The sequence below is a fragment of the Sphingomonas aestuarii genome (genome assembly GCF_054457155.1).
Genome location: NZ_JBTKVV010000004.1, coordinates 192,307 through 214,821, shown reverse-complemented (window position 1 = coordinate 214,821; position 22,515 = coordinate 192,307). Strand labels below are relative to the sequence as shown.

Sequence of the window (22,515 nt, the reverse complement as noted above, 5' to 3'; positions counted from 1 at the left end):
TTCGGAGTAGCGTCCGCCGCTTCGGAATTGAAGGCAGGCGTATGGAACGCCGCCGTCCGGGGGGAAGTCTGCTCATGCTATTCGGGCGCGTAAAACCTTTGGACGCCATCTTGGCGACCGCAAAAAAGAAATCCTTGGAACGCACGCTGGGCTGGTTCCAGCTGACGCTGTTCGGCATCGGCTGCGTCATCGGCACCGGCATTTTCGTGCTGACGTCGGCGGGCGCGCAAAAGGCCGGACCCGGCCTGATGCTGTCGTTCGCGGTTGCAGGCGCGATCTGCATCGTCGCCGCACTCTGCTACGCCGAAATCGCATCGATGATCCCGGTCGCGGGGTCGGCCTATACCTATACCTATTCAGTCATGGGCGAAGTGCTCGCCTGGTCGGTCGGCTGGGCGCTGGTCCTCGAATATGCGGTGGCGGCGTCAGCCGTGTCGGTGGGGTGGTCCGGCTATTTCTCCGGCACGATCTTGAACGAGTTTTTCGGCATACAATTGCCCGCGTTCCTCGCCGCAGGACCGCTGGCATTCGGCGGTGCAGAGGGTGGGTTCATCAACCTGCCCGCGGTCGTCATCGCCGGCCTCGTCACCTGGCTGCTGGTGATCGGCACCAGCGAATCGGCCAAGGTCAACGCGGTGCTGGTGGTCATCAAGGTGACCGCACTGACCGCCTTCATCTTCCTGACATTGCCCCAGGCCGAGATGGAGCGGTTCAACCCGTTCCTGCCCGCGGGCGTGTTCGGCGGATTCGGATCGGGCGTCGGCGTGCTGGGTGCGGCGGCAACGATCTTCTTCGCCTATGTCGGCTTCGACGCGGTCTCCACCGCGGCGGAAGAAACCAAGAACCCGCAGCGTAACGTGCCGATCGGCCTGATCGGGTCGCTGCTGTTCTGCACCGTTTTCTACATCCTGGTCGCAGCAGGCGCCGTCGGCACCATCGGCGGCCAGCCGATCATGGGGCCGAACGGCATTCCGTTCCCGGCGGGCTCGGCCGAACTGGCGCGCCAGTGCGGCCTGCCCGAATATTCGGACATGCTGGTCTGCTCGAACGAGGCTCTTGCCCACGTTCTGCGTCAGATCGGCTTCTCTGGCGTCGGCAACATGCTGGGCATCGCGGCGTTCGTCGCATTGCCGTCGGTCATCCTGATCCTGCTGTTCGGCCAGACGCGCATCTTCTTCGTGATGGCACGCGACGGCCTGCTTCCCGAAGGTCTGTCGGCGATCCACCCGAAGTGGAAGACGCCCTATGTCGTGACGCTCATCACCGGTTCGGTGGTCGCGGTCGCGGCGGCGTTCCTGCCGGTCGGCCAGCTTGCCGACATCGCCAACGCCGGCACGCTCTATGCGTTCTTCATGGTGGCGATCGCGGTCATGCTGCTCCGCAAGCGCGAGCCCAACCGCGAGCGTCCGTTCCGCACGCCGTTGCTGTGGCTGGTCGGTCCGGCGACTGCGGTCGGCTGTCTGTTCCTGTTCTTCAACCTGCCGTTCGAAGCGATGATCGTGCTGCCGGTGTGGAGCACGATCGGCCTGGTGATCTATTACGCCTATGGCTATCGCCACAGCCATCTCGGCCAGGGCCGGGTCGAAGTTCACGAACTGGACGAAACCGAACCCGACGTTCCCGGCGCGCATTGAGCGCCGGGGCCACGGGGCCACAAAGAAGGGGCCGGGAGAGCGATCTCCCGGCCCCAATTTTTTTACCCTCACCCTCGCGAAGGCGGAGGACCATCTCCCAGATGTGCCGCTGGATGCGACGGCGGGCGATGGATTCCCGCCTACGCGGGAATGACGTGTCTTACGCCAGCTTGCTGGCGACCAGTACCTTGAGGTCGGCTTCGGGCCGTGCGCCATAATGCGAGATGACTTCCGCCGCGCAGATCGCGCCCATGCGCAGCGAATCGGCGACGCTGCGGCCGACCGCCTGACCGTGAAGGAACCCGGCGGCGAACAGGTCGCCCGCGCCGGTGGTGTCGACCACCGCGTCGACCGGCTCGGCCGGGCATTCGACGCGCTCGCCCCCGCAGACCGCGATCGCGCCATGTTCGGAACGGGTGACGACCAGCACCGGCACCTTCGCCGCCGCATCGGCGAGCGCGGCTTCGAACTCCTCGGTCTGGCACAGCGCCAGCAGTTCGTTCTCATTGGCGAACAGGATGTCGATCAGCCCGTCGGCCATCAGCGCGCGGAAATCGTCGCCATGACGCGAGATGCAGAAGATGTCGCTCAGCGTGAAGGCGACCTTGCGCCCCGCTTCGCGCGCCACGTCGATCGCCTGGCGCATCGCCGCGCGCGGTTCTTCCGGATCCCAGAGATAGCCTTCGAGATAAAGGATCGCCGCATCGCGGATCAGGTCGAGGTCGAGCGCGGACGCGGGCAAGAACTGCGACGCGCCCAGAAACGTGTTCATCGTCCGCTGGCCATCAGGGGTCACGAAGATCAGGCAGCGCGCGGTGGTGGGATCGCCTTCGCGGACGTCGGTGGTGAAGGTGATGCCGCCTGCGCGGATGTCGTGCGCGAACACCTGGCCCAGCTGGTCGTCGGCAACCTGGCCGATGAAGCCGCATTTGCCGCCCAGCGCCGCGATCCCCGCAACGGTGTTCGCCGCCGAGCCGCCGGAGACTTCGCGACCCGGTCCCATCTTGGCATAGAGCGCGTCCGCTTCCTCAGGCGAGAAGATCAGCTGCATCGAGCCCTTGGTCATGCCCTGTTCGGCGATGAAGGCGTCGTCGGTCTTGGCAAGGATGTCGACGATGGCATTGCCGATCGCGACGACGTGATGGGTGGGTGCGGTCACTGGGGTCTCCGAAATGCGTGAATTGCTGGCGCGCGTAGAGGGGTGCGGGGGGCGATGCAAGGTTGGGGGGGATGAGACGCGCCTGTCGTCACCCCCCCGGTCACCCCGGACTTGTTCCGGGGTCCACAAAGCCGCTTGTGCAAGTTGCGATCCTCTTTCGTTGTCGCTTGCCGACAGGTGGACCCCGGAACAAGTCCGGGGTGACGAGTGGATTGGTGGTATGAGGGCTCCCCATCCCATCACATCGCACCACATCCCCTGTTGACCCCCCGCCCCTCTACCGGGCACCACCGCGAACGATGCTGCGCGCGTTTCTCCTTTCGATTCAGCAATGGGGCGACCGGGCGGTGCTGACCGTGCTTGCCAAATCCTTGCTCCTGACGCTGGCGGTGTTTGCCGCGCTTGCCGCCGCACTCGTGTTCGGCGTCCGCGCGCTGGCCGGAAGCTGGTTCGGGCTGAGCGGCGGCGGCGCCGATCTGGCGGGCGCCGCCGCGCTGCTGGTCGCCTTTATCGGCATGTGGTTGCTGTTCCGTGCGGTCGCGGTCGCGGTGATCGGGATCTTTGCCGACGATGTGGTGGCGGCGGTCGAGGCGAGACATTATCCCCATGCCATGACGACCGCGCGTCCCGTCCCGCTCAGCCGGTCGATGGCGATGGGGCTGCGGTCGGCCAGCCGCGCGATACTGGTCAACCTCCTCCTGCTGCCGCTTTATCTGATCCTGCTGGTCACCGGCGTGGGCACGGCGGCATTGTTCTTCATCGCCAATGGCTGGCTGCTCGGGCGCGACCTGTCGGACATGGTCGCGGCGCGGCATATGGACGATGCGAGCATGAAGGCGGCGCGCACGCGCGGGCGCGGGGAGCGTATGGCGCTGGGCCTGGGCGGCACCGGCCTGCTGGTCGTGCCGGGCGTCAATTTCGTGGCACCGGTGCTGGGCGCGGCGATGGCGACGCACCTCCATCATCAGAAGAAAGCGAAGATCGCATGAGACACTGGTTGGCAGCAGGACTGGGCGGCGTGGCGCTCACGGCATGTGTCGCTGCACCGCAAACCACACCGGGCGTCGCCCTCCCCGCGCCGGTATCCTATGGCACGGCGGGGCTGGAACGGGTGATGGGCGAGGACGCCGCGACCCTCACCCGCCTGCTCGGCAAACCCGACGCCGACCTGATCGAGGGCACGGGCCGCAAGCTGCAATTCGGCAGCGGTATCTGCGTGCTCGACGCCTATCTCTATCCCCCCGCGAACAACCCGCGTGCGACGGCAGTCGTCACCCATGTCGATGCCCGCCAGCCCGACGGCCGCCCGATCGACCGCGCCAGTTGCGTGGCGGCGCTGACGAGGCGCGAGGGCGGGCGTTAGGAGCGTCGCGAACCTGTACAGGTTTATTAGGTTTACACGATCGCGCCTTTTACGCGGGGTCGTGTCTTAGGGGTTTGCGTGTGGGATCGAACGCATCATCGCGCAGGGTAGAGCAAGGCAAGTCCGACATTTCCAGCCATTTGTCTGGTCTTGGGTGGTTAGCTGTCATTATCGAGCGAGCGGGACCAATTGATTATGACGACGCAGAAATACCTGATCGCACCGGCCGCGAGCATCATAGCCGGTGGACCCCACAATTCGGCAGAATCAGGTTGATTAGACGCACTAAAAATAAGTCTCGACACTGCGTCTAACCACACCAGGAAAAATATCAGGATGATCCCCCAGGATATCCACCTAATCTCCTTCAGCAGGCGCTGGGCATGGGCTTCCTGTCGACTCATTCTCTCTTTATTGCGTTGGGGAGTATCGTCCGCAGTGGGTTGATCGGTGACAGGCAGCTATCGTGTTGCCGATGGGACCGGGCCATGCCTCAAACTGGGTGGAATGCAGTCATTCAACAGCCCTAACGGAAATCCATATCGCTAATGCAAAGGTTGCAAAGCTTGCGATCATAACGGCAGCTTGCTGCCAGCTCAGACTAGCCTGTTCGCGACGGAATTTCTTGAACCACCAAGGAAGGTAGATCGCTGCTCCCACGCACCATGCAGCGAAGCCAATCAGCAGAACGAGCGCTACGCCTAGACTTCCCATGCGCGAAGCATGCCCGACCAAGGCAATGTCAGCAACGGGGTCGTTAGCCGTCATACGCTTGACGGGGGGGCAACGCCTAAATCTCTAACGACGACAGCGCGACCGGCTTAGTAGACACCGGCACTGGGCCGGGGTGACGGTCAAGTCGCTAGGCAGACGCGTTGCTACTCGACGCTTCCAACCGCGTGATCGCCCATTGCGCGGCATCGCTAACTACCGGATCGGGGTCATCGAGAAGTGCGCGCACGGTGTCGGCCAACGACTCATCCCCGCTGTTCCCCGCCGCGATCAGGCAGTTTCGGACCATCCGATCACGCCCGATACGCTTGATGGGGGAGCCTGCGAAGACCTGCCGGAACCCCGCATCGTCGAGCGCGAGCAGGTCGGCGAGCGCGGGGGCGGTGAGTTCGGCGCGGGGGGCGAAGGCCTTGTGCGCGGCGGCGGTGGCGGCGAACTTGTTCCAGGGGCAGACCGCCAGGCAATCGTCGCAGCCATAGATGCGGTTGCCGATCGCCTCGCGAAATTCGAGCGGGATCGGGCCTTTATGCTCGATTGTCAGGTAGGAGATGCAGCGCCGCGCATCGAGCGTATAGGGTGCGGGGAAGGCGTCGGTCGGACACGCCCGCTGGCAGGCGTCGCACGACCCGCAGCGGTCGCGGCCCGGCATGTCGGGCACCAGATCGAGCGTGGTGTAGATCGCGCCCAGGAACAGCCAGCTTCCGTGCTCGCGGCTGACCAGGTTGGTGTGCTTGCCCTGCCAGCCAAGTCCCGCCGCCTCTGCCAGCGGTTTTTCCATGACGGGGGCGGTGTCGACGAACACCTTGAGGTCGCCGCCCGCCTCTTGCGCCAACCAGCGACCGAGGCCTTTCAGCGCCTTCTTCACGACATCGTGATAGTCGCTGCCTTGCGCATAGACCGAGATGCGACCGCGATCCCCCTGCCCCTCCAGCGCCAGCGGATCGTGGCCGGGGGCATAGCTCATGCCCAGCGCGATCACCGAGCGGACGTCGGGCCATAGTCCGGCGGGCGAGACGCGGTGGTGGGCGCGTTCCTCCATCCAGATCATGTCGCCGTGACGGCCCTCGTCCAGCCACTCGCGCAGTCGCTCGCCCGCCCGCGGCGCCGCATCGGCGCGCGCGAAGCCGACTGCGGCAAAGCCCAGTTCGGTCGCTTTGTCGCGGATTTGCTGTTCGAGTGTCTTGTGTTCGTGCACCACCACCCGCTACCACGACATCATATCGGGTTCACCCCGTTCGTTTCGAGCGAAGTCGAGAAACGTGAAGCCAACGCTTTGCGCGCGTTTCTCGACTTCGCTCGAAACGAACGGTGAAAAAAGGCGGGTCGCTTGACACAGGAATATGCGCTGACCGCCCAGGGGCTGGTCAAGCTTTACGGCGGAAAGCGCGTGGTCGACGGCGTGGACATCGCGGTGCCGACGGGCTCGATCTATGGCGTGCTCGGCCCGAACGGCGCGGGCAAGACGACGACATTGCGCATGTTGCTGGGCATCATCGAGCCGGACGAGGGATCGCGCGAATTGCTGGGCCGCAAATCCCCGCGCGATGCCAGCGATCTGGTCGGTTACCTGCCCGAGGAGCGCGGGCTGTACCCCAGCATGAAGGCCAAGGAAGCGATCGCGTTCATGGGTGCGCTGCGCGGGCTCGATTGGAAAACCGGGCGCGCGCGCGCGGTCGAATTGCTGGAAGCCGCGGGCCTGGGCCACGCGGCGGACGAGAAAATCCGCAAGCTGTCCAAAGGCATGGCGCAGCTTGTTCAATTGTTGGGTTCGGTGGTGCATCAGCCCAAATTTCTGGTGCTGGACGAGCCTTTTTCCGGCCTCGACCCGGTCAATCAGGAGCGGCTGGAAAAGCTGATCCTGGCCGAGCGCGATCGCGGTGCGACGGTGCTGTTCTCCACCCACGTCATGGCCCATGCCGAGCGGCTGTGCGACCGGCTGGCGATCATCGCCAAGGGCAAAAGGCGTTTTGAAGGGACAGTCGCCGATGCGCGTGCCACCCTGCCCTATACCGCGCATTATGTGCCGCAATTTCCCAATGACGGCATCGCCGCGACGCTGCCCGCCGATGCGCGGCGCGAAGGCGATGGCTGGCGTTTCACCATGCCCGAAGGCGGGATCGAGGATCTGCTGTTGAAGCTTATCAACGCCGGTTACGGCATTTCCGGCCTGTCGATCGAACGCCCCGGCCTGCACGACGCGTTCGTCCGCATCGTCGGTGAGGCAGCGCACTCGGAGCGAACCGGCGTATCGGAGGACGCGGCATGAGCAATTTCCGCCGCACCGTCCGCCAGACGATAACCGTCGCCCGCCGCGATTTCGTGGCGACGGTATTCACCCCGACGTTCCTGATCTTCCTTCTCGCGCCGCTCATCATGCTGGGGTTCGGGGCGATCGGCGGGATGGGTGCGGCCAGCATGGCCGATTCGAGCGACAAGCAGGTGCGGATCGTCGCGATCGCGGGAGACGCCGATCGCGACGCGCTGATCGAAGCCGACAAGCGCGTCCGCGCCGTGTTCCGCGAAATCGACGCGCCGCCGCCCTTGCGAGTCGATGTGCCCGCTGGCGAAGGCGATGCGCAGGCCCGCAGCCTGATCGACGGCGACGAGATCGACGTATCGGCGGTGATGTACGGCCCGCTGAAAAAGCCGACCATCCTCTATGGCCCGCGTGGCGACCGCACCGCAGACTATTTGGCGACCCTCGCCAGCGACGTGTTGCGCGACCGCGCGGCGGGATCGCCGGGACCGATGAGCATCGCGACCAAAGAGCCGTTCGAGCGCGCCGGATCGTCGATCGGCGGGCGCGGCCAGGCGGCGTTCTTCACCGTATTCGGGCTATTCTTCCTGACGCTGCTGCTCGCCGGACAAGCCGTGGGCACGATGGCGGAGGAACGATCGAACAAGGTGATCGAAATCCTCGCCGCCGCCGTCCCGCTCGAAAGCGTGTTTCTGGGCAAGCTGATCGGGATGTTCGGCGTCGCACTGCTGTTCATCGCCTTCTGGGGCGGGATCGCGCTCAATTTCACTACCGTTCTTCCCGCCAACTTCGCCGCCGCCTTTGCCGAAATCGGGCCCGCAGTGGGCCTCGGCACCTTCGCGCTCCTGTTCCTCGCCTATTTCACGATGGCCTATATGCTGCTCGGCGCTGTGTTCCTGGGGATCGGTGCCCAGGCGTCGACGCCGCGCGAAATCCAGATGCTGTCGCTGCCGATCACCATTTTCCAGGTGGCGATGTTCGGATTGTCGGCGGCAGCGGCAGCCAGCCCCGACAGCTGGTTTGCGACCTTTGCCGAGGTGTTTCCCTTCTCCTCGCCCTTCGCGATGGGGGCGAAGGCGGCGAACGATCCGGCGCTGTGGCCGCATTTCGCGGCGCTGGCGTGGCAATTGCTGTGGGTCGCGATCACGGTGGCGATCGGCGCACGGCTGTTCCGCAGGGGCGTGCTGCAATCGGCGGGGCCGAAGTTCCGCTGGGCGTCGCTGATCGGGCGGTAATCCTCCCCGCTCGCGGGGAGGTGGCTGCACGATCGCCCCGACCCAGGGCGCCGGCATCGTAGCGCGGCGCTCATGACCCGCCCCCTCCACCCCGCGCTTCGCGAGCGGTCCCCTCCCCGTGCCGGGGAGGATTACTTATTGACACGCCTGTCAGCTAGGGCATTCTCTCCAGGATTAGGGAGAGATATGATGGCGACGCTCGCAACCGACACGGCAATCGAACCGGCGGTCGATCCGCTCGACGTGACGCGGGCGGCGCTGTACCGCGACGATGTGTGGCACGCGCCGTTCCGCGAACTGCGCGCCAAGGGCGGCGTGCACTATACCGAGCATTCCGACTTCGGCCCCTATTGGTCGATCGCCAGCTACAAGCCGCTGGTCCATGTCGAATCGCTGCCCGAGTTGTTCTCGTCCGAAGCGGGCGGGATCACCGTCGCCGATCGCCAGCCCGACGATGTGGCGATGCCGATGTTCATCGCGATGGACCGCCCCAAGCATACCGGCCAGCGGCGAACGGTCGCCCCCGCCTTCACGCCCAGCGAAATGGTGCGGATGACCGAGAATATTCGCACGCGGACGTCGGAAATCCTCGATTCGCTGCCGGTCGGCCAAACCTTCGACTGGGTGGACACGGTATCGGTCGAACTGACCACGCAGATGCTCGCCATCCTGTTCGATTTTCCGTGGGAAGACCGGCGCAAGCTGACCTTCTGGTCCGACTGGGCGGGCGATATCGAAATCGCCAAGGATCCGGTGAAGAAGCAGGAACGGCTGAAGCATCTGTTCGAATGCGCCGCCTATTTCCAGCAATTGTGGAACGGCAAGGTCGGCAAGGAACCGACCCCGGACCTGATTTCGATGATGATCCATTCCGACGCGATGGCGGAGATGGAGCCGCACGAATTTCTCGGCAATCTGATCCTGCTGATCGTCGGCGGCAACGACACGACGCGCAATTCGATGTCGGCCTATGCCTGGGGCCTGAATCAGTTCCCCGACGAACGCGCCAAGCTGGAAGCCGACCCGTCGCTGATCCCCAATGCGGTGCAGGAAATCATCCGCTGGCAAACCCCGCTCAGCCATATGCGCCGCACCGCGACCGCCGATGCGGAGGTCGAGGGGCACCGGATCCGCGCGGGCGACAAGCTGGCGCTGTGGTATGTCTCCGCCAATCGCGACGAGAGCGTGTTCGAGGATGCCGACAGCATCCGCGTCGATCGCCCCAATGCCCGGCGGCATCTGGCGTTCGGGCACGGCATCCACCGCTGCGTCGGCGCACGGCTGGCCGAATTGCAGATCGGCATCTTGCTTGAGGAAATGGGCAAGCGCCGCCTGCGCGTGAACCCGACCGGCGAGGTCGAGCGGGTCGCCGCGTGCTTCGTCCACGGGTACAAGAAAATGCCGGTGGAATTGTCGCGCTATTGATCGCGCTGGCGGCGGCGCGTCCGCAGTCCTATCTTTCGCGTAGCTGCTGCGAAGGAGATTTCGATGACGCCTGATCGCCGCCAGTTCATGACGCTATCCGCAGGCGGGCTGTTCGCGCTGACCCTCGGATGTTCGAGCGAGAGCGCAGCCGCACAACGCTTCGAGGTGCAGATGACCGAGGCGGAGTGGCGCAAGAAGCTGTCGCCCGATGCGTTTCAGGTGCTTCGCAAGGAAGGGACCGAACGGCCCTTCTCCAGCCCGCTCGACGCCGAGAAACGCGCGGGCATCTTCGCGTGCAAGGGCTGCGGACTGCCGCTGTTTTCGTCGCGGACCAAGTTCGACAGCAAGACCGGATGGCCGAGCTTCTACGCGCCGCTGGCCAATGCGGTGGGGACCAAGACCGATTACAAGATCGGCCTCCCGCGGACCGAGGTGCATTGCCGACGGTGCGGCGGGCATCTGGGCCATGTGTTCGACGATGGGCCGAAGCCGACCGGCAAGCGTTACTGCATGAACGGGGTGGCGATGGTGTTCCGGCCGGGCAGGGCATGATTGATCGCCCGTTTCGTCATTGCGGGCGCAGCGAAGCAATCCAGAGCGATACGCGCGACGCTGGATCGCTTCGCTGCGCTCGCAATGACGATTGATGGGTAATGACGTCCAACCGATATCCCAGCTTTCGCCGGGATGACGGTTTGGATCAATTCGTCAGTAGCCGGACCGAGCTTTGCGGAATGCTCATGCCGGCAATGATGACCGGGCCGAACGCGCTGTCGTCGCCGCCGACCGCGGCCGGCGCTTCGTCTGCATAGATAAAGCCATTGGCTGCGTTGGCGGAGGTGCCGAGGTCGCCCAGCGGACCCCACCAGATGCGGACCTGGCTCCAGTCGCCCTTTTCCGACACGTCGATTGCGCGAACGTCACGTTCGATGCCGCCGCGGCGCGACCAGTTGGCGTGCGTGAGCAGCACTTCGCGGTCGCTGACGACCTGCGACACCATGGCGACATGGCCGAGCGGCATACGGCGGCTGGATTTGAGGGAGAGGACCGCGCCTTCCCTGGGGGTCGATCCGCGTTCGTATTTACCGGCGGCCTGACCCCACCAGGTATGGGCGTTCCCGAAGATCTGAACGCCGGAGATTTCGCGGGCATAGGGAACGCATTGCCAGAACCGGGCTTGAGCGGGTGCGGCAAACGCCAGGCAACACGCCATCACCAGCGCGAAACGCGCTGCAAACCGTTGAATTGTCATGCGACCCCCTGGTCCTCAAACTCGGTGCTTGAAGAGGGTGCTGGCAGGGTTCGGTTAACAAAAAAAGGGGCCGAACGGCTGGCCCGGCCCCTTTTCCGATGAAGCGTTTGATCGCAGCGGTGACTAGCTGGAACCCGCCTGATACCCGACGATCGGATCGACCGTCCCGGTGGTGACCGAATGATAGCCGGGCCGCGCGGCGGTGTAGATGCGGGTCGCCAGCGTCTGGCCCCAATTCCCCTGCGCCATCAGAATCTGGAACAGCGGCTGGACGAATTTGCGCCGCCCCATGCTGGTGAGGAACTGTTCGGCGGAGCGCGTCGCGGGCGCGTACTGGTTGGCGAGCGCGAGTTTGAGCCAGGCGAAGCGGATTTCGCTGTTGCCCGCCGCGTTCAGCGAGAAGCGCCGGTCGAGCGCAGCCAGTTGCTCGTCGGTCATCTCACGCGGTAGCTGGTCGAGGAAGCGCACCATTTCCCAGGTCGTGCCCCAGTTCGGAATGGCCGCCGCCTGACCGCCCGCCGCAAACGTCTTCGCCGCGGCATCGACTGCAGGGAAGGCAGGCGACTGGACATGCACCGCGTTGGCGGGCAGCCCCGGCTGATAGACCCAGGCGTCGAGCCCGATCGCCTGCGCCGTCTCAGGATCGTTCGCGAATAGATGCTGGCGGATATCGGCCAGGAATCCCGCACTGGTCATCGGCTGAAACGCATGACGCGCGAAATAGCCTTTCAGATAGGCATCGAACCGCTGCCGCCCGACCGCCTGCTCGATCGTGCGAAGGAAGGTCGCGCCCTTGTCATAGGCGATCTGCGTCATGCCCTCGTCGGGATCGCGTTCGGCGCCCAGATTGAGCTGTAGCTGGGTGTCGACGGATTCCAGCCCGCCGACGTCCGCAATCGCCTCCTGCATCGCGGTCCAGGCGAGATCGGCCTCCATCGCCGCGCGCTCGCGGCCATAGATCGCCTCCATGATCCGGTTTTCGAAATAGCTGGTGAAGCCCTCGTTCAGCCAGAAATCGTTCCACGTCGCATTGGTGACCAGGTTGCCCGACCAGCTATGCGCCAGTTCGTGCGCGACGAGACTGGTCAGGCTCTTGTCGCCCGCGACCACGGTCGGCGTGGCGAACGTCAGCAGCGGGTTCTCCATACCGCCGAACGGAAAGCTGGGCGGCAGGACGAGGATATCGTAGCGGCCCCATTCATAGGGTCCGTACAGCCCCTCCGCCGCCTTGATCATCGCCTCGGTCTCGCTGAACTCGTCGGCCACCCGGTCGAGCTGAGATGGCTCCGCCCACACGCCCGAACGCGGCCCGGTCGGCTTGAACGCAATGTCGCCCGCCGCGATCGCGATCAGATAGGGGGCGACCGGCTTGTCCATGCGAAACGCGAAGGCGCGCTTGCCATCGCCCGCCGGTTCGCCGCGTGCGGCGCCGCCGTTCACGACATTGCCCTCGCCGCTCATCGTCGCGGTGATGCCGTCGGGCACGACGATGCGCGCATCCCAGGTCTGGCGGATGCCGGGGCTGTCCTGAGTCGGGATCCAGGTACGGTTGAGGATCGCCTGCCCCTGGCTGAACAGGAAGGGCTGGCGCTTGTCGGCGGTCTGTTCGGGGCTGAGCCATTGCAAAGCGGCGGCGCCGGGGGCGCTGGCATAGTTGACCTTCACCTGCTTCGCGCCGTTCAGCCGCACGATCAGCGGCGCGCCGTGGAGTGCGTCGCGCGCCTCGCCCAGTTGCCATTGCAGCGGCTGGCCCGCGGCGTTGGTGACCGATGCGATGTTGAGGTCGCGCGTGTCGAGAACGACCTGCTCCGCGCCCTCCGCCGCCAGCACGTCGAGCGTCGCGGAACCGCGCATCACCCTGCTCGCGAAATCGGCCTCCAGATCGAGCGAGACGTGGGTTACCCGCGCCTCTGCGGGCACGGCATAGCTGTGCACGTCGCGCGCGTCGGGGGTCAGCAGGACATTGGCGACCATGCGTTCGGGCGCTGGCTCGGCAGCGGTCTGGTTGTTGGCGGCCGGTTCGCCGGAACAGGCGGCGAGGCCAAGCGCGGCAAGGCCGAGCGCAGCGGATAATCGGATGCTCATGGGCGGGATACTCTTCGATACCGGAATGGAATGGCGGCGAACGTAACGGCACCTGCGCAAATGGCAAATGAACGGGATGGTCTTTGTCGCAAGCGACGGCTAGCCTTGCGCCCATGCGAATTTGGCCTGTCCTGCTCATCCTTCCGCTTGCCGCCTGCGATGGGCGCGCGCCGCTCGATGCGGAGAATTCGGCTGCGCCGCCGGTCGCGGCCAATGCGGCCGCGTCGGACAGCGTAGCGCCCAGCGCCCGACCCGTGCGGATCGGCGAGGCGGGGCCGAACTTTGCCGCGTGCGCGACGCGCGGGACGGTGGTGAACACGGGGGGCGAGCCGCTGTTGCCGGTCCGCGCCGCGCCCTTTGCCGATGGCGAGCGACTGGGTGATGGATTGGCCGAGGGGAGCCGGGTGATCGTCTGCACCCAGACCATCGACCAGCGCTGGATGGGCGTGATCGTGCCCCCTGCCGACGCGCCGGACAGCGATTGCGGCGTCGGCGTTCGTGTGTCCAGTCCGCGGGCTTATGACGGGCCGTGCGTGGCCGGGTGGGTGAATACCGCGTTCGTGCGGACCAGCGCGCGGTAAGGCCCGCCACCGTCATTCCCGCCTAGGCGGGAATCCATATCCTCCAGACTTAGCGAAAGAATCGCGACGTCAGCGGCAATGGATTCCCGCCTTCGCAGGAAGGACGGTTATGTTGGGGAGCGACCAGAGACCTACTCCGCTGCCTGCGCCAGTTCGGGTTCTTTCCACACCAGCACCGGTTTGCGCGCGGCAAGCGTTTCGTCCAGCCGTCGCCGCGGCGCGAAATGCGGAGCGGATTTCAAGGCCGCATCCCCCGCCTTCGCCCGTTCCGCGACGCTCCGCAGCGCGCCGATGAATTGATCGAGCGCCGCCTTGCTCTCGGTCTCGGTCGGCTCGACCAGCATCGCGCCGTGGACGACCAGCGGGAAATAGACCGTCATCGGGTGATAACCCTCGTCGATCAGCCCCTTCGCCACGTCGAGCGTCGAGAAGCCCTCGGCCAGATTCTTGTCGCTGAACAGCGCCTCGTGCATGCATGGCCCGCTGGCGGCGAACGGCGCGTCGAGCACGTCTTCCAGGCTGCGCAGCACGTAATTGGCGTTGAGCACCGCGTCCTCGGCGACCTGCTTCAGCCCATCGGCACCGTGGCTCAGGATATAGGTCAGCGCGCGCGTGAACATGCCCATCTGGCCGTGGAACGCGGTCATCCGGCCAAAGCTGTCGAGCGTGCCGCCGAAATGCTCGTTCGAGAATTCCTCGGCGCGCTCCTCCTCGATCAGGTGGATATGCCCATCGGCCGTCCGCGCGGTGTAGGGCAGCGGCGCAAAAGGCGACAGCGCTTCCGACAGCACCACCGGCCCCGAGCCCGGTCCGCCGCCGCCATGCGGGGTGGAAAAGGTCTTGTGCAGGTTGATGTGCATCGCATCGACGCCGAGATCACCCGGACGCACGCGGCCCACGATCGCGTTGAAATTCGCACCGTCGCAATAGACGTAGCCGCCCGCTGCGTGGACCGCGTCCGAAATCGCCTTCATGTCGCGTTCGAACAGCCCGCAGGTGTTGGGGTTGGTGATCATCACGCCGGCGACGTCGGGTCCGAGCCGTGCCTTCAGCGCCTCCAGATCGACGCGGCCTTCGGCGGTCGCAGGGATATCCTCGACGGTGAAGCCCGCGAACGCGGCGGTCGCCGGGTTGGTGCCGTGCGCGCTGGTCGGGCACAGAATGACCTTGCGACCGCCCTCGCCGCGCGCCTCGAGCGCCGCCTTGATGCACAGGATTCCGCAGAGTTCGCCATGCGCGCCCGCCTTGGGGCTCATCGCGACGCCGTGCATCCCGGTCAGCTCGATCAGCCAGAAGGCGAGTTCGTTGATCACGCCGAGCGCACCCTGCACCGTATCGACCGGCTGCAAGGGGTGCACGTCGGCAAAGCCCGGAAGCCGCGCCATCCGCTCGTTGAGGCGCGGATTGTGCTTCATCGTGCAACTGCCGAGCGGAAACAGCCCCAGGTCGATCGCATAGTTCTGGCGCGAAAGCCGCGTATAGTGGCGGACGGTTTCCGGTTCGGACAGGCCGGGAAGCCCGATCGGCGCGGTGCGCGCGAGACTGCCGAGGCGGCTCTCGCCCTTCGGCGCATCGGCGAAATCGACGCCCGTGGTGTCGGTCGATCCGATCTCGAAGATCAGCGCTTCCTCAAGCATCAGCGCGCGGTTGCCGGTGAAGGTCTTCGCCTCGCTCGCGCCTGCATCACCCATTTCGGGGCGCCATCCGCTCTGGTTGACCGCGTTCATGCCAGTGCCTCCTCAAGCGCCGTCGCCAGCGCGTCGATATCTTCATCGGTGACGGTCTCGGTGACCGCGACGACCAGCCCGTTTTCGAGTGCCTCGACACCCGGATAGAGCCGCCCGAGCGATACGCCCGCCAACACGCCCTTGTCCGCGAGGTCGCGGACGATCGGGCGCGCTTCCTTCGACAGCTTCACGGTAAACTCGTTGAAGAATGCACCCGTCACCACCTCGACGCCCGGCACATTGGCCAACCGGTCGGCGGTCGCGCACGCCTTTGCATGGTTGATCGCCGCCAGATCGCGAAGGCCGCGCTCGCCGAGCAAAGTCATGTGGATCGAGAAAGCCAGCGCACACAGGCCGCTGTTGGTGCAAATGTTCGACGTGGCCTTTTCGCGGCGAATATGCTGTTCGCGGGTCGATAGCGTCAGCACGAAACCGCGCTTCCCTTCCGCATCCACCGTCTCGCCACAAAGGCGCCCCGGCATCTGGCGGACATATTTTTCCTTGCAGCCGAACAGCCCGACATATGGCCCGCCGAATTGCAGGCCGACGCCGATCGACTGGCCTTCGCCAACAACGATGTCCGCACCCATTTCGCCGGGCGACTTGATCGCGCCCAGCGCCACCGGCTCGGTGACGACCGCGATCAGCAGCGCCTTGTTCGACTGGCACGCGGCGGCGAGTTCGGACAGGTCGCCGATCCGGCCGAGAATGTCGGGATACTGCACGACCACGCATGAGGTATCGCCGTCGATCGCGGCGATCAGGTCGGCGGTGTCGGGTTCGGCGGACAGCGACGGCAGCCGCGTTTCGACGACATCGCCGGTATATTTGGCCATCGTCGTCGCGACCGAGACGTAATGCGGATGCACCCCGCCCGAGACGATCGCCTTCGCGCGCTTGGTCACGCGGCGCGCCATCGTCACCGCCTCCCAGCAGGCGGTCGAGCCGTCATACATCGACGCATTGGAAACGTCAGTGCCGAGCAGACGCGCGACCTGCGTCTGGAACTCGAACAGCATCTGGAGCGTGCCCTGCGCGATTTCGGGCTGATAGGGCGTATAGGCGGTCAGAAATTCGCCGCGCTGGATCAGGTGATCGACCGATGCCGGGACGTGGTGCCGGTATGCGCCACAGCCGAGGAAGAAGGGCACCTCGCCCGCGACCATATTCTGGCGCGCCAGCTTGGTCATGTGGCGCTCGACACTGAGTTCGCTCGCGTGGTTCGGCAGGCCGCGCACGGGGCCATCGAGCCGCGCGGCTTCGGGCACGTCCACGAACAGGTCGTCGATCGACGCCGCGCCGATGAGGCTGAGCATTTCCGAACGGTCGGTGTCGGTCAGGGGCAGGTAGCGCATTCTATTCCTTCCCCCCTCCCCTTCAGGGGAGGGGCCGGGGGTAGGGCATCACCGCCAACGCGCGGCTTGTGGAGAGGCCCCACCCCAACCCCTCCCCTCAAGGGGAGGGGCTATTTGTCGTTAAAGCTTGCTGACGAAATCCGCGTATTTCGCTTCGTCCATCAGCGCGTCGAGTTCGCTCTTGTCGCTGATCGTCAGCTTGAAGAACCAGCCCTCGCCCTCGGCATCTTCGTTGACCAGGCCCGAATTGTCCTCGAGCGCCGAATTGCCCTCAAGCACCGTGCCCGACACCGGGGTATAGACGTCCGACGCCGCCTTGACCGATTCGACCACAGCGGCCTCGTCGCCCTTGGTCAGCGCCTTGCCCTCTTCGGGCACCTCGACGAACACGATGTCGCCCAATTGGCCCTGCGCATAATCGGTGATGCCGACGGTGCCGATATCGCCATCGACATCGACCCATTCATGGTCTTCGGTGAAATAACGGCTCATTTCGAAGCTCCTGCACGAACATAACGATGGGGAATGAAGGGCATCGCGGTGACGGTCGCGCTGTGGACCTTGCCGCGCTGCGCGAGTTTGACGGTGGTGCCGGGGACGGCGGAGGCGGCGGGGACATACGCCATCGCGATCGGCTGGCCGACCGAGGGAGCAAAGCCGCCGCTTGTCACCTTGCCGACTTCGCTGCCTTCGTCATCGACCACCATCGCGCCTTCGCGGACCGGCTGGCGACCCTCGACGATCAGGCCGACGCGCCTGGCGACCGGGCCTTGTTCGCGCTCCATCAGAATACGTGCCGAACCCATGAAGCCGCCTTCCTCGCGGCGGCGCTTCGACAGCGCGAAGCCGAGATCGGCCATCACCGGAGTCGTATCCGCGTCGAGATCGTGGCCATAGAGCGGCAGCCCGGCCTCCAGCCGCAGCGAATCGCGCGCGCCCAGCCCGATCGGCTTGACCTCGGGCTGATCGACCAGCGCATCGGCGAGCGCCTCGACCGCCGACGAAGCGACCGAAATCTCGAACCCGTCCTCGCCGGTATAGCCCGAGCGGCTGATCCACAGGGCGTTGCCCTGCCAGTCGAACGCGCTCGCGGTCAGGAAGGTCAGCGCGGCGACCCCCGGCACGAGGCGATCGAGCGCATCGACCGCCTTCGGCCCCTGCAACGCCAGGAGCGCGCGATCGTCGAGGTGATTGATCGTGATCGCATCGTCCAGATGCTCGCGCAGATAGCCGAGATCATCCCATTTGGTCGCGCCGTTGACGACCATGTAGAGGTCGCCCTCGCCCGCTTCGAACGGGTTGGTGGCGGTCAGGCTGGAGATCATCAGATCGTCGAGAATGCCGCCATTGTCGGCGAGCAGCAGCGAATAGCGCATCTTTGCAGGCTTCAGCCCGGTGATGTCGCCCGGAAGCAATGCCTCCAGCGCCTTGGCCGCACCGTCGCCGGAAAAGACGAGCTGGCCCATATGGCTGACGTCGAACAAGCCAGCCGATTCGCGCACCCACAGATGCTCGGCCATGATGCCTTCATACTGAACCGGCATCTTATAGCCCGCAAACGGCACCATGCGACCGCCCTTGGTCCGGTGCCAGGCGTCGAGCGGCAGCGCGTCGAGGGTTTCCGGTTCGGTCGGATCGGTTTCGGTATCGCTCAAAATCACGGACTCCCGGCATGGACGAGGGCGGTATCGACGACGGACCAACGCGCGGGCGTGCGTCGATGGTCCATCGCCCCCTCTGTCACGGGAACCTGAGAGCTTTGACCGGAGCTTGGGAGACCCGGCTTACCCCTTCGGTGGTCGCTGTCTGCACAGCGACGCTTTCCAGAGCGTCATGACCCGCGCGGTCCTTTTGCCTGAGAGATTCCGGGGCGGTTGCTCCTTCGGCGCCCCGGATCGAATCCAGGGCCTCTCCCGCGCGACTCCGGGCAAGCGAGCCTGCCCGATGACTGTGGCGAGCCTTGGCGGCGCGCCTTCGCCTAGTCAATCGTCAAACCGACCGACCGTGTCCTCTTTAACGCGTAACGTTATACTTAAGCTGCTCGTCGGTGAGCTGGAACCCAACCAGCGCTTCGAACGTCGCGCGCTGCACCGCTTCGCGGACGGCGGGTATGGTCAGCGGATCGACGGCCGCGTCCGTATCGCCCGCGCGGCGACGGCGGGTGAGCTGTTCGCGGATGTCGGCGGGGATCGTGGCTGCCGCGCGGCTCACCGTCGCGGTGCCGCCGCCGCGCGTCTGGGCGCGATCGGCACCGGCTGCGAAATCGAGCGCGACGCGGCTGTTGCGCTTGGCCGTCACCACGGTGCCGCCCTGAACCACGGTCACGAAATAGGGGAGCACGACCTGGCGCGCCTGCGCGGTCTGGGTTCGGCGCGCGAGCACGTCGAACGTAACCTCGGTAACGATGTCGGTTTCGGTTTCGGTGCAGGTCGTGCGGACATTGGTGATCGTCGCGGTCACGTCGATCGCGTTCGCGGTCTGCTGCGCGCCCGAGAACAGCGTGATGTCGCCCAGATATTGCGGCACGCCGACGATCGGGCACGCGCTGCGCACTGCCGAGATGCCGACCCCGCCTTCGAGGTTGAGGTCGCCTTCGCGTGCACAACCGGCAAGCACGGCAAGGGCAATGGCGGGGGCGGCGATACGGGTCAGCTTCACGAGGCACTCAACCTTTCGATACGGGACCAGCGCTTGGCAGCGCGGGCGCGGTGGACTTCATAGGAACCGGCTTTCGCACAAGCAAGCAATCGCGTAAGTGGCCACCCATGAGCCAGTCCGAAAAGCCGTGCCTCGAACTGCTGATCGCCGCCCCGCGCGGCTTTTGCGCCGGGGTGGACCGCGCGATCCAGATCGTCGAGGTCGCATTGGAGCGCCACGGCGCGCCGGTCTATGTCCGGCACGAAATCGTCCACAACAAATATGTCGTCGACAGTTTGCGCGCGAAGGGCGCGGTGTTCGTCGATGAACTGGATCAGGTGCCCGACGGCGTGCCCGTCGTGTTTTCCGCGCATGGCGTCCCCAAATCGGTGCCCGCCGCCGCGATCGACCGCGGCCTTGCCTATCTCGATGCGACCTGCCCGCTCGTGTCCAAGGTCCATCGTCAGTCCGAACGGCTGGTCGCATCGGGCCACCACATCCTGTTCGTCGGCCATGAGGGCCACCCCGAAGTCATCGGCACGTTCGGCCAGGTGCCCGAGGGCAGCATGACGCTGATCGAAACGGTCGAGGATGCCGAAGCCGTCACGGTCGCCGATCCCGAAAAGCTCGCCTTCCTGACCCAGACTACCCTGTCGGTGGACGATACCGCCGCGATATTGGAAGTGCTCAACCGCCGCTTCCCCAGTATCGTCGCGCCCAAGGCGGACGACATCTGCTACGCGACCTCCAATCGCCAGGAAGCGGTCAAGGCGATGGCGTCGTCCTGCGACCTGGTGCTGGTGATCGGCGCGCCCAATTCGTCCAATTCGCTGCGACTGGTCGAGGTTGCCAAGCGCGAAGGCACCGACGCGATGCTCATCCAGCGCGGCGACGAACTCGACTGGGATTGGCTCGCAGGCGTCGGCACGCTGGGGATCACCGCAGGCGCCTCTGCTCCCGAAGCGCTGGTGCGCGAAGTCGTCGATCACATCGCCACGCGGTTCGACGTGCACGAACGCGAAGTGAAGACCGCGGAAGAGACGATCGTGTTCAAACTGCCGCGCGGGCTGGAAGCGGCCTAGGCTCGCCAGTTCTCGACGTCCTTGCGAGCGCAGCGAAGCAATCCAGAAGGTGACGCGAGACGCTGGATTGCTTCGCTGCGCTCGCAATGACGAGGGTTTGCCAAAACGCGCGCGGACAGGGGGATAATGCATGGCCGTCTACACCCAGGTCTCCGCCGAGGCGCTGAGCGAATTCCTTGCCAAATTCGACGTCGGCGACCTCGTCTCCGCCAAGGGCATCGCCGAAGGGGTCGAGAACAGCAATTATCTGGTCGAAACCAGCCGCGACCGCTTCATCCTGACACTCTATGAAAGGCGCGTCGCGGCGGCGGACCTGCCCTATTTCATGGCGCTGCTCGGCCATGCGGCGGCGGCAGGCCAGCCGGTGCCGTGCGCGATCCCCGACCGGACGGGGGCGCTGATCCACGAACTCGAAGGCCGCCCGGCGTGCCTGATCGAATTTCTCCCCGGCGTATCGCTGTCGCGGCCCACGCCCGCCCAGGCGCTGAACGGCGGCAAGGCGCTGGGCGGGCTGCACGCGGCGCTGGCCGACTTTGCGGGCGTCCGCCCCAACAGCCTGGGTATCGAAGCGTGGCGACCGCTGCTCGACCGCTGCGGCAGCGCGGTAGACGAGATCGCGCCGGGACTGTTCGAGCGGGTTTCCGCCGCGCTCGGCCGGGTGGAGCATGACTGGCCGCGCGACCTGCCCACCGCGCCGATCCATGCCGATCTGTTTCCCGACAATGTGCTGATGCTCGGCGACCGGGTAACGGGGCTGATCGACTTCTATTTCGCCTGCACCGACATCCGCGCCTATGACGTGGCGGTGATGCACAGCTCCTGGGCATTCGACGCGCAGGGAGCGCCGCTCGCCCCCGGCGTCGGGCGCGGGATCGTCGATGGCTATGCGGCGCGCTTCGGATTGAGCGATGCGGAGCGCGCCGCGCTGCCGGTGCTGGCGGAGGGCGCGTGCATCCGCTTCCTGCTGACACGCGCCTGGGACTGGCTCAACACGCCCGCCGATGCGATGGTGACGCGCAAGGATCCGCTCGCCTATCTCAAACGGCTCGACTGGTACGGGCAAAACGGTCACAGCGCGTTTGCATGAGCGAACTGACCCATGTTGAGATTGCCACCGATGGCGCGTGCAAGGGCAATCCGGGGCGCGGCGGATGGGGCGCGATCGTGCGCTCCGGCCCGCATGAAAAGGAGCTTTCGGGCTCCGAGCCGCACACGACCAACAACCGCATGGAAATGACGGCCGTGATCCGCGCGCTTGAGGCGTTGAAGCGGCCCTGCCACGTCACCCTGTCCACCGACAGCCGCTACGTGATGGACGGCATGACCAAGTGGATTCACGGATGGCTGAAGAACAGCTGGCGCACGGCGGACAAGAAACCGGTGAAGAATGCCGATCTGTGGCAGGCGTTATGGGCAGCGGCAAAACCGCACCGCATCGACTGGGTCTGGGTGAAGGGCCATGCCGGACACCCCGACAACGAGCGCGCCGACAAGCTGGCGAGCGATGCGGCGGTGGCGCAGTAGCCACGCCCCTTGCCGCCGCGCAGCGCCAGCCCTAGATAGCGGCGCGTGAGGCCACGTCCTCCCCCTTCATGGGTATCAAGTCCGGGACGGCCCGGCCCTTTTTGCGAAAGGAGGGCCGATCGTCATGGCCTGGATTGCATTGTTCGTCGCCGGACTGTTCGAAGTCGTCTGGGCGTTTTCCATGAAATTGTCGGAAGGGTTCACTCGCCCGGTCGCAAGCGCGGTGACCATCGCTGCGATGATTGTCAGCTTCGGACTGCTCGCCTGGGCGATGCGCAGCCTGCCGCTGGGCACCGCCTATATGATCTGGACCGGGATCGGCGCGGTGGGCGCGTTCATCGTCGGGATCGTCTTTCTGGGCGAAGCGGCGACACCGATGCGGATTACCGCCGCGTTGCTGATCGCGAGCGGGATCGTGCTGATGAAGCTATCGACCAGTTAGTCCTGCCCCCCTCCACCGTTCGTTT

The 22,515-nt window shown here is 65.5% G+C and carries 22 protein-coding genes and 1 riboswitch; of the genes, 12 read left to right on the top strand and 10 right to left on the bottom strand.

Going from position 1 to position 22,515, the window contains the following annotated elements; all coding sequences use genetic code 11:
• Positions 1–74 precede the first annotated feature (74 nt).
• Positions 75–1,634: an amino acid permease gene (locus ACX0GZ_RS09320; RefSeq protein WP_458815688.1), complete on the top strand. Its 1,560-nt coding sequence runs from the start codon at positions 75–77 to the stop codon at positions 1,632–1,634.
• Between the two features lie 160 nt (positions 1,635–1,794).
• On the opposite strand, the gene ACX0GZ_RS09315 is transcribed toward ACX0GZ_RS09320, so the two are convergent.
• Entirely contained in the window at positions 1,795–2,793 is a 999-nt protein-coding gene (locus ACX0GZ_RS09315; RefSeq protein ID WP_458815686.1) for an adenosine kinase, read from the bottom strand.
• Between the two features lie 299 nt (positions 2,794–3,092).
• Here ACX0GZ_RS09315 and ACX0GZ_RS09310 point away from each other — a divergent pair, with 299 nt between their 5' ends.
• Both ACX0GZ_RS09310 and ACX0GZ_RS09305 read left to right on the top strand, forming a co-directional pair.
• Positions 3,093–3,782 carry an EI24 domain-containing protein gene (locus ACX0GZ_RS09310; RefSeq protein WP_458815684.1) on the top strand — a complete coding sequence of 230 codons (690 nt, stop codon included), beginning with the start codon at positions 3,093–3,095 and terminating at the stop codon, positions 3,780–3,782.
• Positions 3,779–4,156 carry a hypothetical protein gene (locus ACX0GZ_RS09305; protein WP_458815682.1) on the top strand — a complete coding sequence of 126 codons (378 nt, stop codon included), beginning with the start codon at positions 3,779–3,781 and terminating at the stop codon, positions 4,154–4,156. The genes ACX0GZ_RS09310 and ACX0GZ_RS09305 overlap by 4 nt, the downstream gene beginning before the upstream one ends.
• A gap of 513 nt (positions 4,157–4,669) precedes the next feature.
• On the opposite strand, the gene ACX0GZ_RS09300 is transcribed toward ACX0GZ_RS09305, so the two are convergent.
• The gene (locus ACX0GZ_RS09300) at positions 4,670–4,924 is read right to left on the bottom strand and encodes a hypothetical protein (protein WP_458815680.1); all 255 of its coding nucleotides are present in this window, start codon (positions 4,922–4,924) and stop codon (positions 4,670–4,672) included.
• 94 nt (positions 4,925–5,018) lie between these two features.
• Entirely contained in the window at positions 5,019–6,083 is a 1,065-nt protein-coding gene (gene queG / locus ACX0GZ_RS09295) for a tRNA epoxyqueuosine(34) reductase QueG (RefSeq protein WP_458815678.1), read from the bottom strand.
• Positions 6,084–6,215: 132 nt separating this feature from the next.
• On the opposite strand from queG, the gene ACX0GZ_RS09290 reads away from it, so the two are divergent.
• From ACX0GZ_RS09290 to msrB, 4 genes are all read left to right on the top strand, one after another.
• Complete coding sequence (locus ACX0GZ_RS09290; protein WP_458815676.1) at positions 6,216–7,154, top strand: ABC transporter ATP-binding protein; 939 nt, start codon at positions 6,216–6,218, stop codon at positions 7,152–7,154.
• Positions 7,151–8,380: an ABC transporter permease gene (locus ACX0GZ_RS09285; RefSeq protein WP_458815674.1), complete on the top strand. Its 1,230-nt coding sequence runs from the start codon at positions 7,151–7,153 to the stop codon at positions 8,378–8,380. Before ACX0GZ_RS09290 ends, ACX0GZ_RS09285 begins: the two co-directional genes overlap by 4 nt.
• Positions 8,381–8,569: 189 nt before the next feature.
• On the top strand, positions 8,570–9,805 hold the full coding sequence (locus tag ACX0GZ_RS09280; protein WP_458815672.1) for a cytochrome P450: 1,236 nt from the start codon (positions 8,570–8,572) through the stop codon (positions 9,803–9,805).
• A gap of 63 nt (positions 9,806–9,868) precedes the next feature.
• The gene (msrB, locus tag ACX0GZ_RS09275) at positions 9,869–10,357 is read left to right on the top strand and encodes a peptide-methionine (R)-S-oxide reductase MsrB (protein ID WP_458815670.1); all 489 of its coding nucleotides are present in this window, start codon (positions 9,869–9,871) and stop codon (positions 10,355–10,357) included.
• A gap of 148 nt (positions 10,358–10,505) precedes the next feature.
• Here the strand turns inward: msrB and ACX0GZ_RS09270 are convergent, their stop codons facing one another.
• Positions 10,506–11,057 carry a CHAP domain-containing protein gene (locus ACX0GZ_RS09270; RefSeq protein WP_458815668.1) on the bottom strand — a complete coding sequence of 184 codons (552 nt, stop codon included), beginning with the start codon at positions 11,055–11,057 and terminating at the stop codon, positions 10,506–10,508.
• A 123-nt stretch (positions 11,058–11,180) separates the two neighbouring features.
• Positions 11,181–13,142: a M1 family metallopeptidase gene (locus ACX0GZ_RS09265; protein WP_458815666.1), complete on the bottom strand. Its 1,962-nt coding sequence runs from the start codon at positions 13,140–13,142 to the stop codon at positions 11,181–11,183.
• A 113-nt stretch (positions 13,143–13,255) separates the two neighbouring features.
• Between ACX0GZ_RS09265 and ACX0GZ_RS09260 the strand changes: the two genes are divergently transcribed.
• Positions 13,256–13,723, top strand: coding sequence for a hypothetical protein (locus tag ACX0GZ_RS09260; protein WP_458815664.1), 468 nt, complete (start codon positions 13,256–13,258; stop codon positions 13,721–13,723).
• A 131-nt stretch (positions 13,724–13,854) separates the two neighbouring features.
• Here ACX0GZ_RS09260 and gcvPB read toward each other — a convergent pair whose 3' ends face one another.
• From gcvPB to ACX0GZ_RS09235, 5 genes are all read right to left on the bottom strand, one after another.
• Positions 13,855–15,450, bottom strand: coding sequence for an aminomethyl-transferring glycine dehydrogenase subunit GcvPB (gene gcvPB, locus ACX0GZ_RS09255; RefSeq protein WP_458815662.1), 1,596 nt, complete (start codon positions 15,448–15,450; stop codon positions 13,855–13,857).
• A complete protein-coding gene (gcvPA, locus tag ACX0GZ_RS09250) occupies positions 15,447–16,805 on the bottom strand; it encodes an aminomethyl-transferring glycine dehydrogenase subunit GcvPA (protein WP_458815660.1) in 1,359 nt (452 codons plus the stop codon). Before gcvPA ends, gcvPB begins: the two co-directional genes overlap by 4 nt.
• Before the next feature lie 120 nt (positions 16,806–16,925).
• Entirely contained in the window at positions 16,926–17,297 is a 372-nt protein-coding gene (gene gcvH / locus ACX0GZ_RS09245) for a glycine cleavage system protein GcvH (protein WP_458815658.1), read from the bottom strand.
• Positions 17,294–18,460 (bottom strand): glycine cleavage system aminomethyltransferase GcvT, encoded by a 1,167-nt coding sequence (gene gcvT / locus ACX0GZ_RS09240; RefSeq protein WP_458815656.1) that lies wholly within the window; start codon positions 18,458–18,460, stop codon positions 17,294–17,296. Before gcvT ends, gcvH begins: the two co-directional genes overlap by 4 nt.
• 178 nt (positions 18,461–18,638) lie before the next feature.
• A riboswitch (glycine riboswitch) is annotated at positions 18,639–18,731 on the bottom strand.
• A gap of 87 nt (positions 18,732–18,818) precedes the next feature.
• A complete protein-coding gene (locus ACX0GZ_RS09235; RefSeq protein WP_458815654.1) occupies positions 18,819–19,463 on the bottom strand; it encodes a hypothetical protein in 645 nt (214 codons plus the stop codon).
• A 107-nt stretch (positions 19,464–19,570) separates the two neighbouring features.
• Here ACX0GZ_RS09235 and ispH point away from each other — a divergent pair, with 107 nt between their 5' ends.
• The 4 genes from ispH to ACX0GZ_RS09215 all read left to right on the top strand — a co-directional run bounded on the left by ispH (position 19,571) and on the right by ACX0GZ_RS09215 (position 22,490).
• Entirely contained in the window at positions 19,571–20,524 is a 954-nt protein-coding gene (gene ispH / locus ACX0GZ_RS09230; protein ID WP_458815652.1) for a 4-hydroxy-3-methylbut-2-enyl diphosphate reductase, read from the top strand.
• A gap of 130 nt (positions 20,525–20,654) precedes the next feature.
• Entirely contained in the window at positions 20,655–21,611 is a 957-nt protein-coding gene (gene thrB / locus ACX0GZ_RS09225; protein WP_458815650.1) for a homoserine kinase, read from the top strand.
• The gene (gene rnhA, locus ACX0GZ_RS09220; RefSeq protein WP_458815648.1) at positions 21,608–22,048 is read left to right on the top strand and encodes a ribonuclease HI; all 441 of its coding nucleotides are present in this window, start codon (positions 21,608–21,610) and stop codon (positions 22,046–22,048) included. The genes thrB and rnhA overlap by 4 nt, the downstream gene beginning before the upstream one ends.
• Before the next feature lie 124 nt (positions 22,049–22,172).
• On the top strand, positions 22,173–22,490 hold the full coding sequence (locus tag ACX0GZ_RS09215; RefSeq protein ID WP_458815646.1) for a DMT family transporter: 318 nt from the start codon (positions 22,173–22,175) through the stop codon (positions 22,488–22,490).
• The last annotated feature ends 25 nt before the right edge of the window (positions 22,491–22,515 follow it).

What these genes read in the sequence shown, in the direction of transcription:
- ACX0GZ_RS09320 (WP_458815688.1), top strand. Translation starts at nt 75, where the DNA reads ATGCTATTCGGGCGCGTAAAACCTTTGGACGCCATCTTGGCGACCGCA.
- ACX0GZ_RS09310 (WP_458815684.1), top strand. Translation starts at nt 3,093, where the DNA reads ATGCTGCGCGCGTTTCTCCTTTCGATTCAGCAATGGGGCGACCGGGCG.
- ACX0GZ_RS09305 (WP_458815682.1), top strand. Translation starts at nt 3,779, where the DNA reads ATGAGACACTGGTTGGCAGCAGGACTGGGCGGCGTGGCGCTCACGGCA.
- ACX0GZ_RS09300 (WP_458815680.1), bottom strand. Translation starts at nt 4,924, where the DNA reads ATGACGGCTAACGACCCCGTTGCTGACATTGCCTTGGTCGGGCATGCT.
- ACX0GZ_RS09285 (WP_458815674.1), top strand. Translation starts at nt 7,151, where the DNA reads ATGAGCAATTTCCGCCGCACCGTCCGCCAGACGATAACCGTCGCCCGC.
- ACX0GZ_RS09280 (WP_458815672.1), top strand. Translation starts at nt 8,570, where the DNA reads ATGGCGACGCTCGCAACCGACACGGCAATCGAACCGGCGGTCGATCCG.
- msrB (WP_458815670.1), top strand. Translation starts at nt 9,869, where the DNA reads ATGACGCCTGATCGCCGCCAGTTCATGACGCTATCCGCAGGCGGGCTG.
- ACX0GZ_RS09270 (WP_458815668.1), bottom strand. Translation starts at nt 11,057, where the DNA reads ATGACAATTCAACGGTTTGCAGCGCGTTTCGCGCTGGTGATGGCGTGT.
- ACX0GZ_RS09265 (WP_458815666.1), bottom strand. Translation starts at nt 13,142, where the DNA reads ATGAGCATCCGATTATCCGCTGCGCTCGGCCTTGCCGCGCTTGGCCTC.
- ACX0GZ_RS09260 (WP_458815664.1), top strand. Translation starts at nt 13,256, where the DNA reads ATGCGAATTTGGCCTGTCCTGCTCATCCTTCCGCTTGCCGCCTGCGAT.
- gcvPB (WP_458815662.1), bottom strand. Translation starts at nt 15,450, where the DNA reads ATGAACGCGGTCAACCAGAGCGGATGGCGCCCCGAAATGGGTGATGCA.
- gcvPA (WP_458815660.1), bottom strand. Translation starts at nt 16,805, where the DNA reads ATGCGCTACCTGCCCCTGACCGACACCGACCGTTCGGAAATGCTCAGC.
- gcvH (WP_458815658.1), bottom strand. Translation starts at nt 17,297, where the DNA reads ATGAGCCGTTATTTCACCGAAGACCATGAATGGGTCGATGTCGATGGC.
- ispH (WP_458815652.1), top strand. Translation starts at nt 19,571, where the DNA reads ATGAGCCAGTCCGAAAAGCCGTGCCTCGAACTGCTGATCGCCGCCCCG.
- thrB (WP_458815650.1), top strand. Translation starts at nt 20,655, where the DNA reads ATGGCCGTCTACACCCAGGTCTCCGCCGAGGCGCTGAGCGAATTCCTT.
- rnhA (WP_458815648.1), top strand. Translation starts at nt 21,608, where the DNA reads ATGAGCGAACTGACCCATGTTGAGATTGCCACCGATGGCGCGTGCAAG.
- ACX0GZ_RS09215 (WP_458815646.1), top strand. Translation starts at nt 22,173, where the DNA reads ATGGCCTGGATTGCATTGTTCGTCGCCGGACTGTTCGAAGTCGTCTGG.